The sequence below is a fragment of the Streptomyces sp. NPDC001407 genome, from assembly GCF_042895325.1.
In the GTDB taxonomy this organism is placed as follows: domain Bacteria; phylum Actinomycetota; class Actinomycetes; order Streptomycetales; family Streptomycetaceae; genus Streptomyces.
Window position 1 is genome coordinate 107,931 of the sequence record NZ_JBIAWF010000012.1, and the last position, 14,497, is coordinate 122,427.

Sequence of the window (14,497 nt, forward strand, 5' to 3'; positions counted from 1 at the left end):
TGTGCGAGAAGAAGCCGCGTCCGCGTACGACCGCCTGCGTGCCGCCCGCCCCGAGCTGTTCGGCAACGACCCGGAGGGCATCGACATCCTCCTCGACCCGGACGCCGTCGAGGAGGCGCGCCGGAGCGCCGGCTGTGGTGAGGACGAGCAGGTCGGCGTGGTGTACGCCGACCGGTTCGTCACGCTCGTACGCGACGCGGTCCGCTTCCCCGGCGGCTCGCTGGGGCTGTACGTACGGATGCTGTCCACCGCCACCGGCCCCGGCGCCGTGATCCTTCCCCTGGTGGGCACCGACGGCGTCGTTCTCGTGGAGCACTACCGGCACGCCACCCGCGCCTGGCACTGGGAAGTGCCGCGCGGCATGGGCCTGCCCGGAGCCTCGGGCGCGGAGACCGCCGCACGCGAGCTCGCCGAGGAGCTCGGCACCCCGCCCACGGAGCTGATCCCGCTGGGGCGGGTCCATCCGGACAGCGGACTGCTGGGTGATCACGTCGAGTTGTACGCGGCCCGCGTAGAGCGTGTCGGGGCCCTCGAAGCCGCCGAGGGCATCCGGCGGGCGGTCACCCTGCCGTGGCCGGAGGTGGCCACGATGATCGCGGACGGGACCATCACCTGCGCCTTCACGATCGCGGCCCTGACCCGCGCGCGGCTGCGTGGCCTGCTGGGCGGCGGCGTGCTGTGAGGCGGTGGGATCGCTGAACGGAAAAGATCGCTGAGCGGAAAAAGAGGAGAGGGGACCGTACGACTGCGGTGATACTCAGTGATGTGTTCCCGATAACCGACGCCACAGGCACCCCAGTAGCTCCAGCCGTCGGCCTGGCGCTCCCGCCGCACCAGAGCGCCGGCAAGGCGAGGTCCGCATGACCGCGAACTCCGCGGACGGCAGCGTCCGCACCCTCGGTGTGCCCGATCTCTGCCTCGTGGTGCTCATCGGCGCCACCGGACCGGGCAAATCCGCCTTTGCCGCACGACACTTCGCGCCCACCGAGGTGCTCTCCCCGGACTTCTGCCGCGCCCTGGTCGCCGACGACGAGACCGACCGGAGCGCCAGTGCCGACGCCTTCGACGTGCTGGAGTACATCGCGGCCAAGCGCCTCGCGGCCGGGCGGCTCACCGTCGTCGACGCGACCGGCGCCGGGCCGGAGAGCCGTCAGCGGTTGGTACGGCTGGCGCGTGAGCACGACGTCCCGCCCGTCGCGATCGTCCTGGACCCCGGCTCGCCGGCGCATGTGGAGCGCGAGGGATTCCGCACGGTGCACGTCCTGCGGGGCGCCGTCGAGGCGGAGTCCGCCGGGATCGTCCGCGAGCGCCGCTCCACCGACCTGCGCCACCTCACCGGCCCGTTCGACATCGTCGGTGACATCCACGGCTGCTGCTCTGAACTGGAGACCCTGCTGACCCGGCTCGGCTACGCCCTCACCCGCGACGAGGCGGGCCGCCCGGTGGACGCCGCGCACCCGCAGGGGCGTACGGCCGTCTTCGTCGGCGACCTCGTCGACCGGGGCCCGGACAGCCCCGGCGTGCTCCGCTTGGTCATGGGCATGGTCGCCGCCGGGCACGCGCTGTGCGTGTCCGGGAACCACGAACACAAACTCGGCCGGTACCTCGAGGGCCGCAAGGTCAAGATCGCCCACGGCCTGGCCGAGACGGTCGAGCAGCTCGACCGGGAGGACGACGCGTTCCGCGAGCGGGCCGGGGAGTTCATCGCCTCCCTGGTCAGCCATTACGTCCTCGACGGCGGCGACCTCGTCGTCTGCCACGCCGGGCTGCCGGAGAAGTATCACGGCCGTACGTCCGGCAGGGTCCGCTCGCACGCGCTGTGGGGCGACACGACGGGGGAGACCGACGAGTTCGGCCTGCCGGTGCGCGGTCCGTGGGCCGAGGACTACCGCGGCCGCGCCGCCGTGGTCTACGGCCACACTCCGATGCTCTCGGCCGGCTGGCTGAACAACACCATCTGTCTCGACACGGGAGCCGTGTTCGGCGGCAGGATGACGGCCCTGCGCTGGCCCGAGCGCGAGCTCGTGGACGTACCCGCCGAGCAGGTCTGGTACGAGCCGGCCCGGCCGCTCGCCGCCGGGCCGCCGGCCGGGGCGCACGAGCCGCCCCCCGGCCCCGCACCGGCCTCCACCGGCCGGTGAAGTCCGCCGCGATGATGTTCCGTCGTGGTGCACCGCGTGATCTCAGGTGATCCAGGCCAGGATGGAGGGATGGGATTCCATGTCGACTCCGAGGCCGGGCGGCTGCGCCGCGTCATACTGCACCGCCCGGGCCTGGAGCTCAAGCGGCTGACCCCGTCCAACAAGGACGCGCTCCTCTTCGACGACGTGCTCTGGGTGCGGCGGGCGCGCGCGGAGCACGACGGGTTCGCCGACGTGCTGCGCGAGCGCGGGGTGGCGGTGCACTTCTTCCAGGACCTGCTGGAGGAGAGCCTGGCGGTGCCGGGGGCGCGCTCCCACGTGCTGGACCGGGTCTTCGACGAGAAGGAGTACGGGCCGCTCGCCACGGGCCGGCTGCGGGCCGCGTTCGACGGGATGCGGGCCCCCGAACTGGGCTCCTGGCTGGTCGGCGGGATGACCAAACGGGAGTTCCTGGAGCGCTACCCGGAGCCGGTCTCGGTGCGCTTCCACGCGATGGAGCTCGACGACTTCCTGATCGACCCGCTGCCCAACCACCTCTTCACCCGGGACACCTCCGCCTGGATCTACGACGGGGTGTGCGTCAACGCGATGCGCTGGCCCGCCCGTTGGCACGAGACCGTGCACTACGAGGCGATCTACCGCCACCACCCGCTCTTCACGGCCGGCTTCGACCGGGGAGCGGAGGAGAGCGGCTTCCACGTCTGGTCCGAGGGGCAGGCCGCCTATCCGTCCACGATCGAGGGCGGTGACGTGCTCGTCATCGGCGAGGGCGCGGTGCTGATCGGGATGAGCGAGCGGACCACCCCGCAGGCCGTGGAGATGCTCGCCCACCGGCTCTTCGCCACCGGCTCCGCCCGCACGATCGTGGCCCTGGACATGCCGAAGCGGCGCGCGTTCATGCATCTGGACACCGTGATGACGATGGTGGACGGCGACACCTTCACGCAGTACGCCGGGCTGGGCATGCTCCGCTCGTACACCATCGAGCCGGGCGTGGGCGAGCGCGAGCTGAAGGTCACCGACCACCCGCCGGAGCACATGCACCGCGCGATCGCCGCCGCGCTCGGCCTCGACTCGATCCGCGTGCTGACCGCGACGCAGGACGTGCACGCGGCGGAGCGCGAGCAGTGGGACGACGGCTGCAACGTGCTGGCGATCGAGCCCGGCGTCGTGATCGCCTACGAGCGCAACGCGACGACCAACACCCATCTGCGCAAGCACGGCATCGAGGTCATCACCATCCCCGGCAGCGAGCTCGGCCGGGGCCGGGGCGGGCCGCGCTGCATGAGCTGCCCCATCGAACGGGACGCGGTCGTCCGGAGCTGAGGCAGCACTGCATGGCCATGCGTTCGATCGTATATACTTCCGATTTCCCGCAGTCGTGAGCTAGGAGCCCATCCCATGGCGACAGACCTCAAGGGACGCCACTTCCTCAAGGAAACGGACTTCACCGCCGAGGAGTTCCGCAGTCTCGTCGAGCTCGCCGCCGAGCTCAAGGCGGCGAAGCGGACGGCCGTCGAGGAGCAGCGGCTCCGGGGCCGGCACATCGCGCTCGTCTTCGAGAAGACCTCCACCCGCACCCGGTGCGCCTTCGAGGTCGCCGCCGCCGACCAGGGTGCCCGCACGACTTACCTCGACCCGGCGGGCTCGCAGATCGGCCACAAGGAGTCCGTGCGGGACACCGCCCGCGTCCTCGGCCGGATGTTCGACGCCATCGAGTACCGCGGCCACGGCCAGAACGTGGTGGAGGAGCTCGCCGCGTACGCGGGCGTGCCGGTCTTCAACGGGCTCACCGACGAGTGGCACCCCACCCAGATGCTCGCCGACGTGCTCACCATGTCCGAGCACACGGCCAAGCCGCTGGAGCACGTCGCCTACGCCTATCTCGGCGACGCCCGCTACAACATGGGCAACTCCTACCTCATCACCGGCGCGATCCTCGGCATGGACGTCCGCATCGTGGCACCCGAGGAGCTCTGGCCCGCCCCGGAGATCATCGCCGAGGCCCGGCGGCTGGCCGCGAAGAGCGGGGCGCGCGTCACGCTCACCGCGGACGTCGCCGAAGGCGTGCGCGACGCGGACTTCGTCGCCACCGACGTGTGGGTGTCCATGGGCGAGCCCAAGGAGGTGTGGGACGCGCGGATCGCGCTGCTGGCGCCGTACGCGGTCACCATGGACGTGCTGCGCGCGACGGGCAACCCGGCGGTGAAGTTCCTGCACTGCCTGCCGGCCTTCCACGACCTCGGCACGACGGTAGCCCGCGAGATCCACGAGCGCCACGGCCTGACGTCGCTGGAAGTGACCGACGAGGTCTTCGAGTCCAGCCACTCGGTCGTCTTCGACCAGGCGGAGAACCGCATGCACACGATCAAGGCGGTACTGGTGGCAACGCTGGCGGACTGAAGGCGCGTCCCACAACCCGATGTCGCCCTCCGGCGGGAGGGGGTGGGGCCGGAGGGTGGGGTTCTGGAACGCGGTGCGACTTGACGGCACCCAAAACGCAGAAGGGTGCCCGCACCGCGCTCCAGGTCCCCAGCCCGGAGGCCCCACCCCCGCACCCACCACAACCGAAGCCCGGCCGGCGCTTGAGGCCGCCCGCCGCAGGCGCAACGGACCCGCACCCAAAAAGCGCCCCCGCACCCAGCGGAAAGCGTCCCCAGCCCGGAGGCGCCGCCCCCGGCACCCACCACAACCGAAGCCCGGCGGGCGCTTGAGGCCGCCCGCCGCAGGCGCAGACAACCGGCACCCAAAAGGCGCCCCGCACCCAGCGGAAAGCGTCCCCAGCCCGGAGGCCCCACCCCCGGCACCCACCACACACCCAGCCCGGCCGGCGCTTGAGGCCACCGCGCGAAGCGCGGTCAGGGGGTCTGGGGGCTTGCCCCCAGTTTCAAAACGCGAGCCCGAGAAGAAACCCGCACCCAGAAGCAGGGGCAGCAGCCTGCCCTATCGCGTGGCCGTGACGACAGTCACAACCCGGTGATAACTTCACGGAGCAGGCACCAGCCCCCTGGCTGAAGGAGTCCGCCCCATGGCCCCGTTCACCGGCTCCGCCCCCCGCACGGGGAAATGGCATCACCTGCGCCTCGCCGTCGACTCCGGCGTCGCCACCGTCACCCTCTCCCGCCCCGACAAGCTCAACGCCCTCACCTTCGGCGCCTACGCGGACCTGCGCGACCTGCTGCCCGAGCTCGCCCGCGACGGCGGCGTACGCGCCCTCGTCCTCGGCGGCGAGGGCCGTGGCTTCTGCTCCGGCGGTGACGTCGACGAGATCATCGGCGCCACCCTGGCCATGGACACCGGCCGCCTCCTCGACTTCAACCGGATGACCGGACAGGTCGTGCGCGCCCTGCGCGAGTGCCCGTTCCCCGTGATAGCCGCCGTGCACGGCGTCGCCGCGGGCGCCGGTGCCGTCCTCGCGCTCGCCGCGGACTTCCGCGTCGCCGACCCCACCGCCCGCTTCGCCTTCCTCTTCACCCGGGTCGGCCTCTCCGGCGGTGACATGGGCGCCGCCTACCTCCTGCCCCGCGTCGTCGGCCTCGGCCACGCGACCCGGCTGCTGATGCTCGGCGAGCCCGTGCGCGCCGACGAGGCCGAACGCATCGGCCTCGTCACCCAGTTGACCGACGAGGGCGGGGCGGCCGCGGCGGCGCATTCGCTCGCCCGCCGCCTCGCCGACGGCCCCGCACTCGCCCACGCCCAGACCAAGGCCCTGCTCACCGCCGAGCTCGACATGCCGCTCGCCGCGGCCGTCGAACTCGACGCCGCCACCCAGGCGCTGCTGATGAACAGCGCCGACTACGCCGAGTTCCACGCCGCGTTCACCGAGAAGCGGCCGCCGGTCTGGCGCGGGCGGTGAGCATGCGGGTCGCGGTCATCGGCGGCGGCCCCGGCGGACTCACCGCCGCCGCCCTGCTGAAACGTCTCGCCCCCGACAGCCGGATCACCCTCTGGGAGCGCAACGCCCCCGACGACACCTTCGGCTTCGGGGTCGTCCTCTCCGACGAGACACTCGGCGGCATCGAGACCGCCGACCCGGCCGTCCACGCCGCGCTGTGCGAGGAGTTCGTCCGCTGGGACGCCATCGACATCGTGCACCGCGGTCGCACCCTGACCTCCGGCGGCCACGGCTTCGCAGCCCTCGGCCGCCACCGGCTCCTGGAGCTCCTCCACGCCCGCTGCCGCGAGCTCGGCGTCGGCCTCCGCTTCCGCACCGAGGCACCGCCCGCCGCCGAACTGGCCTCCTCCCACGACCTCGTCATCGCCGCCGACGGCGTGCACAGCATCACCCGCGACTCCCACCGCGAACACTTCCGCCCCGCCCTCACCACGCACCGCTGCCGCTACATCTGGCTCTCCGCCGACTTCGCGCTCGACGCCTTCCGCTTCGAGATCGCCGAGACCGAGCACGGCCTGATGCAGCTCCACGCCTACCCCTACGCCCGCCCCACGGCCGACGGGCCCGGCGCGAGCACCGTCATCGTCGAGATGCGCGAGGAGGTCTGGCGGCGCGCCGGGCTCGACCGCTGTGACGAGGCCGCCTCCGCCGAGCGGTGCGGCGCCTACTTCGCCGGCCTCCTCAAGGGCCGCACCCTGCGCGCCAACCGCTCCGCCTGGACCGCCTTCCGCACGGTCACCAACGCCCGCTGGTCCCACGGCAACACCGTGCTCGTCGGCGACGCCGCCCACACCGCCCACTTCTCCATCGGCTCGGGCACCAAGCTCGCCGTCGAGGACGCCGTCGCCCTCGCCGCCCACCTCCAGCGGGCCGCCTCGGTCCCGGAGGCGCTCGCGGCGTACGAGGCCGAGCGCCGCCCGGTCGTGGAGTCCACCCAGCGGGCCGCCCGCGCCAGCCTCGAATGGTTCGAGAACCTCGCGGTCCACGTGGGCCGGCCGCCCCGCCGGTTCGCCTTCGACCTCCTCACCCGCAGCCGCCGCGTCACCCACGACAACCTCCGCCTGCGCGACGCGGACTTCGTCGCCTCGGTGGAGGAAGAGGCGGGCATACCGCCAGGCACCCCGCCGATGTTCACCCCCTTCCGGCTGGGCGGGCTGACCCTGCGCAACCGCGTCGTCGTCTCGCCCATGGACATGTACTCCGCCGTCGACGGCACCCCCGGCGACTTCCACCTCGTCCACCTCGGTGCCCGCGCCCTCGGCGGCGCCGGGCTGGTGATGACCGAGATGGTCTGCGTCAGCCCCCGCGGGCGCATCACTCCCGGCTGCACGGGCCTGTACGCACCGGAGCACGAGAGTGCCTGGCGCCGCATCACCGACTTCGTCCACACTCAGGCACCCGGCACGGCCATCGGCGTCCAGCTCGGCCACTCCGGACGCAAGGGCTCCACCCGGCGCCAGTGGGAAGGCATCGACCAGCCGCTGCCGCACGGCAACTGGCCCGTCGTCGCCCCCTCCGCACTGCCCTACCGGCCCGGCGTCAACCAGGTGCCCGAGGCGCTGACCACCGCCAAAATGGCCGCCGTACGGCAGGAGTTCGTCCGCAGCGCGGAAGCCGCCGCCCGCGCCGGCTTCGACCTCCTCGAACTCCACTGCGCGCACGGCTATCTGCTCTCCAGCTTCCTCTCCCCGCTCACCAACCGGCGCACCGACGCCTACGGCGGCACCCTCGCCGCCCGGCTGCGCTACCCCCTGGAGGTCTTCGACGCGGTCCGGGCCGTCTGGCCCGCCGGCCGGCCCATGACCGTGCGGATCTCGGCCACCGACTGGGCGGACGGCGGGACGACCGCCGAGGACGCCGTCGGGATCGCCCGCGCCTTCGCCGGTCACGGCGCCGACGCAGTCGACGTCTCCACCGGCCAGGTCGTCCCCGGCGAACAGCCCGCCTACGGCCGCTCCTACCAGACGCCGTTCGCCGAACGGATCCGCCACGAGGCGGGCGTCCCGGTGATCGCGGTGGGCGCCATCTCCTCCTGGGACGACGTCAACTCCCTGATCCTCGCGGGCCGCGCCGACCTCTGCGCCCTCGCCCGCCCCCACCTCTACGACCCGCACTGGACGCTGCACGCGGCCGCGGAACAGGGCTACGAGGGCGCGTCCGCGCCCTGGCCGCCCCAGTACCGCGCGGGCAGCCGGAAGCCGCCCACGGGGCGGGGGACGTAGGCCGCACCCCCCGGCTCACGCCAGAGCCGCGTCCACGAACCGTGCCCCCGCCGCGCGAAGACGCGCGTGCAGCCCCGCGAAGACGCGCGCGGACCGCACCCCCGGCCAGTCCGCCGGGAGCAGGGAAGGCGGCAGGCCCGGGTCCGCGTAGGGGAGATGGCGCCAGGAGTCCAGGGCGAGGAGGTGGTCGCGGTACGCCTCCTGTGGCGGGACGGTCCGGCGCCGCGCCCACCGGTGGAGCACGGGCTCGTGCGCGGCCAGGAAGCCGCGGTGCCGGCCGGCCAGCGCCTCCAGGTCCCACCACCGGGCCACCGCCTCCGCCGTCGGCTCGAAGCCGAGGTGGCAGCCGCGGAACAGGTCGACGTAGCGGGACAGTTCGAGGCGCTCCAGGGTGTGCCGGGTCTCCTCGTGGACGTGCGCGGGCGCGATCCACACCCCGGGCGCGGCGGTGCCGAAGCCCAGCCGGGCCAGCCGGGAGCGCAGCAGGTGCCGCTTGTGCCGCTCCTCCTCGGGCACCGAGAAGACGGCCAGCAGCCAGCCGGACGCCGGGCGCGTCGCCGCGCGGCCGTAGACGCGCCGGTCGCCGTCGTCGAGCAGCTGCCGGGCCGCGTCGGACAGCCCGTATCCCGCCGCGCCCTGCGGGGTGCGGCCCGCGACCAGCAGCCCGCGGCGTTTGAGCCGTGAGACGGCGGACCGTACCGAGGGCGCGTCCACGCCCACGGTGGCCAGCAACCGGATCAGTGCCGCGATCGGCACGGTGCGGCCCGGCTGTTCGGCGCGCGTGCGTCCGTACGCGCCGTAGAAAGTGACGATGAGGGACCGGGGAGTATGGGGTGGTTGCTGGTCAGTCACGGGGAAACTGTAAAGCTCCGGTACGCAGTCGGAAGCGCTGCAGCTTGCCGGTGGGCGTGCGGGGCAGGGCATCGTGGAACTCGATCTCGCGAGGGCACTTGTACGGGGCGATCTCCTTTTTGGTGAACTCCCGCAGCGCCTCGACGGTTTCCGCGGTGCGGGGCACACCCGCCCGCAGGACCACATGGGCGACGACGGCCTCGCCCCGCCGCTCGTCCGGCCGTCCGACGACGGCCGCCTCCAGCACGTGGGGATGGCGCAGCAGCGCCTCCTCGACCTCGGGGCCCGCGATGTTGTGGCCTGCCGAGACGATCATGTCGTCGGCGCGGGCGACGTAGCGGAAGTAGCCGTCGGGCTCGCGGACATAGGTGTCGCCGGTGAGGTTCCAGCCGTCCCGCACGTACGCGCGCTGCCGGTCGTCGGCGAGGTAGCGGCAGCCGGTGGGGCCGCGTACGGCCAGCAGTCCCGGTTCGCCGTCCGGCACGGGCCGCCCGTCCGTGTCGACGACGCGTGCCTCGTAACCGGGCACCGGGAGGCCGGTGGTGCCGGGCCGCGCGTCCTCGTCGGCGGCGGAGATGAAGATGTGCAGCATCTCGGTGGCGCCGATGCCGTTGATGAGCCGCAGGCCGGTGGCCCGCCGCCAGGCGTGCCAGAGCGCGGCCGGCAGGTGTTCGCCCGCGGAGACGCACCGGCGCAGGGACGAGGTGTCGTAGGCGCCCAGCCGGGCGAGCATGGCGCGGTAGGCGGTCGGCGCGGTGAACAGCACGGAGACGCCGTGCCGTTCGATGTCCTCCAGCAGTCGTTCGGGGCCGTGCCAGTCGGCGAGCAGCGCCGCCGCGCCCGCCCGCAGCGGGAAGAGCACCAGGCCGCCGAGCCCGAAGGTGAAGCCGAGCGGCGGGCTGCCCGCGAAGACGTCCGAGGGGCGGGGCCGCAGCACCCGCGCGGAGAAGGTGTCGGCGACCGCGAGCACGTCCCGGTGGAAGTGGACGCAGCCTTTGGGCCGTCCGGTGGTGCCGGAGGTGAAGGCGATCAGGGCGACGTCGTCGGCGGAGGTCGCGACCGGTGCGTACGATGAGGGTTTGTCCGCGGCCAGCCGCAGAAGGTCGCCGGGTGTGCTTCCGCCGTACGGCGTGACCCGTAAGGAGGCCACGGACGCCCGTTCCAGGTCCGCCAGCGACCGGCTGTCGCACAACGCGTGCCGTATCCGGGCGAGTTCGCAGACCGTCGCCAGCTCCTGCGGGCGGTGCGCGGCGAGCACGGTCACCGCCACGGCCCCCGCCTTCATCACCGCCAGCCAGCAGGCCGCGAGCCAGGGCGTGGTGGGGCCGCGCAGCAGCACGCGGTTGCCGGGCACCACACCGAGGTCGCCGGTGAGCGTGTGGGCGATCCGGTCGACGTGCCCGCTCAGTTCCCCGTACGACCAGCCGCCGCCCGCTCGGTCGAGCACCGCGGGCCGGTCAGCGCCCAGCCGGTCCACCGTCGTGTCCAGCAGCTCCGCACCGCAGTTGAGCCGGGCGGGGTAGCGCAGCGGGGGAGAGCCGGCCAGGTCGAAGCGGAGCACGGGCCACTGGCCCGCGGGCGGGAGGTGGTCGCGGGGGAAGGTGTCGACATGGGCCGACGGCTCGAGCTCCATCGCCGAGGCGCCCCCTCGTGCCGAGGAATGGGAGGGACGGGGTCTTGCCAGCCGCAGGGATCCGCTGTCAGCGTAGCGAGTTGGTGACGGCAGTCAACACAGCGCGATAAGCGACCGAGCAGACCGGGAGGGAGGTCGCCGGTGCCCCCTTCGTTCGCCCTCGACCCGGGACAGCGTGCCTGGTGCGCGGAGCTGCGGGCCCTCGCCGCGCGCCGGCTGCGGCCGCTCGCCGCCGCGGGCGAGCCCGGCCGGGTCAACCGCCCGCTCGTCGCCGCCCTCGGTGAACTCGGGCTCCTGGCCCGGCTCTTCCCGGCGGACCGGCACGTACGCGCCATGGACCTGTGCCTGCTGCGCGAATCGCTCGCCATGGAGTGCACGGAGGCCGAGACGGCCCTCGCCCTCCAGGGTCTCGGTGCCGCGCCGGTCGCCCGCTACGGCACCGAGGCGCAGCGCTCGCGCTGGCTGCCCGAGGTGGTGGCGGGCCGCGCCGTCGCCGCGTTCGCGCTGAGCGAGCCGGGGGCGGGGTCGGACGCGGCCGCCCTGGAGCTGCGGGCCGAGCCCGACGGTGGCGGCTGGCGGCTCACCGGGGAGAAGTGCTGGATCTCCAACGCGCCCGACGCCGACCTGCACACCGTCTTCGCCCGTACCGGACCCGGCGCCCGCTCCCGGGGCATCACCGCCTTCCTGGTCCCCGGTGGCCGGCCGGGCCTCGGCGGGCGTCCGCTGGAGATGCTGAGCCCGCACCCGGTCGGCACGCTCACTTTCGACGGGGTCCGCGCGGAGCCGGAGGACGTCGTCGGGGAGGTGGGCGGCGGTTTCCGCGTCGCCATGGGCACGCTGGAGGTGTTCCGGCCGAGCGTGGGGGCGTTCGCCGTCGGCATGGCACGGGCCGCGCTCGGCGCGGCCGTGGACCACGCGGGCGGACGCCGGGCGTTCGGCGGCCCGCTGAAGGACCTCCAGGCCGTCTCCCACCAGCTCGCCGAGATGGCCACCCGGACCGAGGCCGCGGCCCTCCTGGTGTACGCGGCGGCCGCGGCTCTCGACGCGGGGGAGCCCGGCGTCGCGGCCCGCTCGGCGATGGCCAAGCTGTTCGCCACGGAGACCGCGCAGTACGTGGTGGACGCGGCCGTCCAGATCCACGGCGCCCGCGCGCTGCTCCGCGGCCACCTCCTCGAACACCTCTACCGCGAGGTCCGCGCCCCGCGCGTCTACGAAGGTGCCACCGAGGTCCAGCGCACGGTCATCGCGAAGGAGCTCTACCGATGAACCCACCGCCCGCGCCGGATCCGGACGGCGCCCTGTGCCGGGTCAACCCCGGCGAGCTTTCGCCCCCTTCCGGCTTCTCGCACGCGGTGACGGCGACCGGCGGGCGGCTGGTGTTCCTCGCGGGGCAGACGGCGCTCGACGGTGCCGGGGCGGTGGTGCCGGGCGGCTTGCCGGAGCAGTTCGCGCGGGCGCTGGCCAACCTCCTCGCCGCGCTCCGCGCCGCCGGCGGCGCACCGCACCACCTCGCCCGGGTCACCGTCCACACCACCGACGTCGCGGCCTACCGCGCCCACGCCGCCGAACTCGGCCGCATCTGGCGCCGGTCGGCCGGCCGGGACTACCCGGCCATGGCGGTCATCGGCGTGACCCGGCTCTGGGACGAGGCGGCGCTGGTCGAGCTGGACGGCATCGCCGTACTGCCGTAGCCGGGCCGTCAGCCGCCGTGCTCCTCCTCGGCCGCCCGCTCCTCGCGGGCCGCGGCGAACCCGCGCAGCCAGGCGGCCCGCAGCGGGTCCCCGGGGCCGTACGGGCAGTCGCCCGTCCCCTCCCCGAGCTCGAAGGCCAGCCGCCCCTCCTTGAGGGCCACCACCAGATCGGCACGTGTCGCCACGCCGGTCACTCCCTTTCAGATCCGTCGCGTCCGGGCCGTCCTAGATGTCGCGGAAGATCTCGATCTGCGCGCCGATCGAGTTGAGCCGCTCCGCGAGGTCCTCGTAGCCGCGGTTGATCACATAGACGTTGCGCAGCACCGACGTGCCCTCCGCCGCCATCATCGCCAGCAGGACGACCACGGCGGGGCGCAGCGCGGGCGGGCACATCATCTCGGCGGAGCGCCAGCGGGTCGGGCCCTCGACGAGCACGCGGTGGGGGTCGAGGAGCTTGACGTCGGCGCCGAGGCGGTTGAGGTCGGTGAGGTAGATGGCGCGGTTGTCGTAGACCCAGTCGTGGATGAGGGTCTGGCCCTGCGCGGAGGCGGCGATGGCCGCGAAGAACGGCACGTTGTCGATGTTGAGGCCGGGGAACGGCATCGGGTGGATCTTGTCGATCGGCGCCCGCAGCTTGGAGGGGCGCACGGTCAGGTCGAGCAGGCGCGTGCGGCCGTTGTCCGCCGGGTATTCCGGGCTGCGCTCGTGGTCGAGGCCCATCTCCTCCAGGACGGCGAGCTCGATCTCCATGAACTCCACGGGGACGCGGCGGATCGTCAGCTCGGACTCGGTGACGACGGCGGCGGCCAGCAGGCTCATGGCCTCCACCGGGTCCTCGGAGGGCGCGTAGTCGACGTCCCGGTCGATGGTGGCGACGCCGTGCACGGTGAGGGTGGTGGTGCCGATGCCCTCGACCTTGACGCCGAGCTCCTCCAGGAAGAAGCAGAGGTCCTGGACCATGTAGTTGGAGCTGGCGTTGCGGATGACGGTCACGCCGTCGTGGCGGGCGGCGGCCAGCAGCGCGTTCTCGGTGACGGTGTCGCCGCGCTCGGTCAGCACGATCGCCCGGGTGGGTGCGACCGAACGGTCGACCTGCGCGTGGTAGGTGCCGTCGGTGGCGGTGACCTCGAGGCCGAAGTGGCGCAGGGCCGTCATGTGCGGCTGCACGGTCCGGGTGCCGAGGTCGCAGCCGCCCGCGTACGGGATCTTGAAGTGGTCCATCCGGTGCAGCAGCGGCCCGAGGAACATGATCACGCTGCGGGTGCGGCGGGCGGCCTCGGTGTCCATCGCCGCGAGGTCGAGCTCGGTGGGCGGGACGATCTCCAGGTCGTTGCCGTCGTTGATCCAGCGGGCCCGGACGCCGATGCTGCCGAGGACCTCCAGGATGCGGTAGACCTCCTCGATCCGGGCGACCCTGCGCAGCGTCGTGCGGCCCGCGTTGAGGAGCGTCGCGCACAGCAGCGCCACACAGGCGTTCTTGCTGGTCTTGACGTCGATGGCGCCGGAGAGACGGCGGCCGCCGACGACCCTCAGATGCATGGGTCCCGCGTATCCGAGGGAGACGATCTCGCTGTCCAGCGCCTCGCCGATCCTGGCGATCATATCAAGGCTGATGTTCTGATTTCCCCGCTCGATGCGATTGACGGCGCTCTGGCTGGTGCCGAGGGCGTCTGCGAGCTGGGACTGTGTCCAGCCGCGGTGCTGCCGCGCGTCACGGATGAGCTTGCCGATGCGGGCGAGGTAGGCGTCTGTCATGAGTCAGACGGTATCTCAGATATGAGATTTCTTCCTGTGGGGGCTCTGACCTGCCGCCGAGCTGTCGTGTTGTGTCGTATTCCTGACGGTCATTGCCTTCCCCGTGTGACGCGCGACCAGACACCGCCGCCGCTCCTTTCCCACCCGCCGGGCGCATCGCATGCCGTCGCGAGCGGGTGCTCGCCTCCGTGCGCCGGGGTGGCCGGTCCTCCGGTGGGCGGGGCCGCCCGACATGCGCACCCGGAGGCCCCCGTGCCACGCTGATCGGGGCGGGGGCGACCCGCCTGACCCGCCTGATCCACCTCGTC

General features: G+C 73.2%; 11 protein-coding genes and 1 pseudogene. 8 read left to right on the forward strand and 4 right to left on the reverse strand.

The window, feature by feature from the left end:
- Nucleotide 1 precedes the first annotated feature (1 nt).
- The 6 genes and pseudogenes from ACFY1P_RS18300 to ACFY1P_RS18325 all read left to right on the forward strand — a co-directional run bounded on the left by ACFY1P_RS18300 (nucleotide 2) and on the right by ACFY1P_RS18325 (nucleotide 8,258).
- Nucleotides 2–682, forward strand: coding sequence for an NUDIX hydrolase (locus tag ACFY1P_RS18300; protein WP_390751122.1), 681 nt, complete (start codon nucleotides 2–4; stop codon nucleotides 680–682).
- Between the two features lie 178 nt (nucleotides 683–860).
- Nucleotides 861–2,108 (forward strand): annotated as a pseudogene (locus ACFY1P_RS18305) (AAA family ATPase); the annotation flags it as partial.
- Between the two features lie 102 nt (nucleotides 2,109–2,210).
- Nucleotides 2,211–3,467 carry an arginine deiminase gene (locus ACFY1P_RS18310; protein ID WP_390751123.1) on the forward strand — a complete coding sequence of 419 codons (1,257 nt, stop codon included), beginning with the start codon at nucleotides 2,211–2,213 and terminating at the stop codon, nucleotides 3,465–3,467.
- A 75-nt stretch (nucleotides 3,468–3,542) separates the two neighbouring features.
- Nucleotides 3,543–4,544 carry an ornithine carbamoyltransferase gene (gene argF / locus ACFY1P_RS18315; protein ID WP_361526502.1) on the forward strand — a complete coding sequence of 334 codons (1,002 nt, stop codon included), beginning with the start codon at nucleotides 3,543–3,545 and terminating at the stop codon, nucleotides 4,542–4,544.
- A 625-nt stretch (nucleotides 4,545–5,169) separates the two neighbouring features.
- Entirely contained in the window at nucleotides 5,170–5,997 is an 828-nt protein-coding gene (locus ACFY1P_RS18320; RefSeq protein WP_361526077.1) for an enoyl-CoA hydratase family protein, read from the forward strand.
- Nucleotides 5,998–5,999: 2 nt separating this feature from the next.
- On the forward strand, nucleotides 6,000–8,258 hold the full coding sequence (locus ACFY1P_RS18325) for a bifunctional salicylyl-CoA 5-hydroxylase/oxidoreductase (protein ID WP_390751173.1): 2,259 nt from the start codon (nucleotides 6,000–6,002) through the stop codon (nucleotides 8,256–8,258).
- 15 nt (nucleotides 8,259–8,273) lie between these two features.
- Here the strand turns inward: ACFY1P_RS18325 and ACFY1P_RS18330 are convergent, their stop codons facing one another.
- Both ACFY1P_RS18330 and ACFY1P_RS18335 read right to left on the reverse strand, forming a co-directional pair.
- Complete coding sequence (locus ACFY1P_RS18330; RefSeq protein WP_361526080.1) at nucleotides 8,274–9,110, reverse strand: PaaX family transcriptional regulator C-terminal domain-containing protein; 837 nt, start codon at nucleotides 9,108–9,110, stop codon at nucleotides 8,274–8,276.
- Complete coding sequence (locus ACFY1P_RS18335) at nucleotides 9,103–10,743, reverse strand: AMP-binding protein (RefSeq protein WP_390751124.1); 1,641 nt, start codon at nucleotides 10,741–10,743, stop codon at nucleotides 9,103–9,105. Before ACFY1P_RS18335 ends, ACFY1P_RS18330 begins: the two co-directional genes overlap by 8 nt.
- 141 nt (nucleotides 10,744–10,884) lie before the next feature.
- Between ACFY1P_RS18335 and ACFY1P_RS18340 the strand changes: the two genes are divergently transcribed.
- Together ACFY1P_RS18340 and ACFY1P_RS18345 are read left to right on the forward strand one after the other, a co-directional pair.
- Entirely contained in the window at nucleotides 10,885–12,009 is a 1,125-nt protein-coding gene (locus tag ACFY1P_RS18340) for an acyl-CoA dehydrogenase family protein (RefSeq protein WP_361526085.1), read from the forward strand.
- A complete protein-coding gene (locus tag ACFY1P_RS18345) occupies nucleotides 12,006–12,434 on the forward strand; it encodes a RidA family protein (protein ID WP_361526086.1) in 429 nt (142 codons plus the stop codon). The genes ACFY1P_RS18340 and ACFY1P_RS18345 overlap by 4 nt, the downstream gene beginning before the upstream one ends.
- An 8-nt stretch (nucleotides 12,435–12,442) precedes the next feature.
- Here the strand turns inward: ACFY1P_RS18345 and ACFY1P_RS18350 are convergent, their stop codons facing one another.
- Together ACFY1P_RS18350 and ACFY1P_RS18355 are read right to left on the reverse strand one after the other, a co-directional pair.
- Nucleotides 12,443–12,619 (reverse strand): Rmf/CrpP fold protein, encoded by a 177-nt coding sequence (locus ACFY1P_RS18350; RefSeq protein WP_361526087.1) that lies wholly within the window; start codon nucleotides 12,617–12,619, stop codon nucleotides 12,443–12,445.
- 40 nt (nucleotides 12,620–12,659) lie between these two features.
- Nucleotides 12,660–14,189 carry a UDP-N-acetylglucosamine 1-carboxyvinyltransferase gene (locus ACFY1P_RS18355; protein ID WP_361526090.1) on the reverse strand — a complete coding sequence of 510 codons (1,530 nt, stop codon included), beginning with the start codon at nucleotides 14,187–14,189 and terminating at the stop codon, nucleotides 12,660–12,662.
- Between the last annotated feature and the right edge of the window lie 308 nt (nucleotides 14,190–14,497).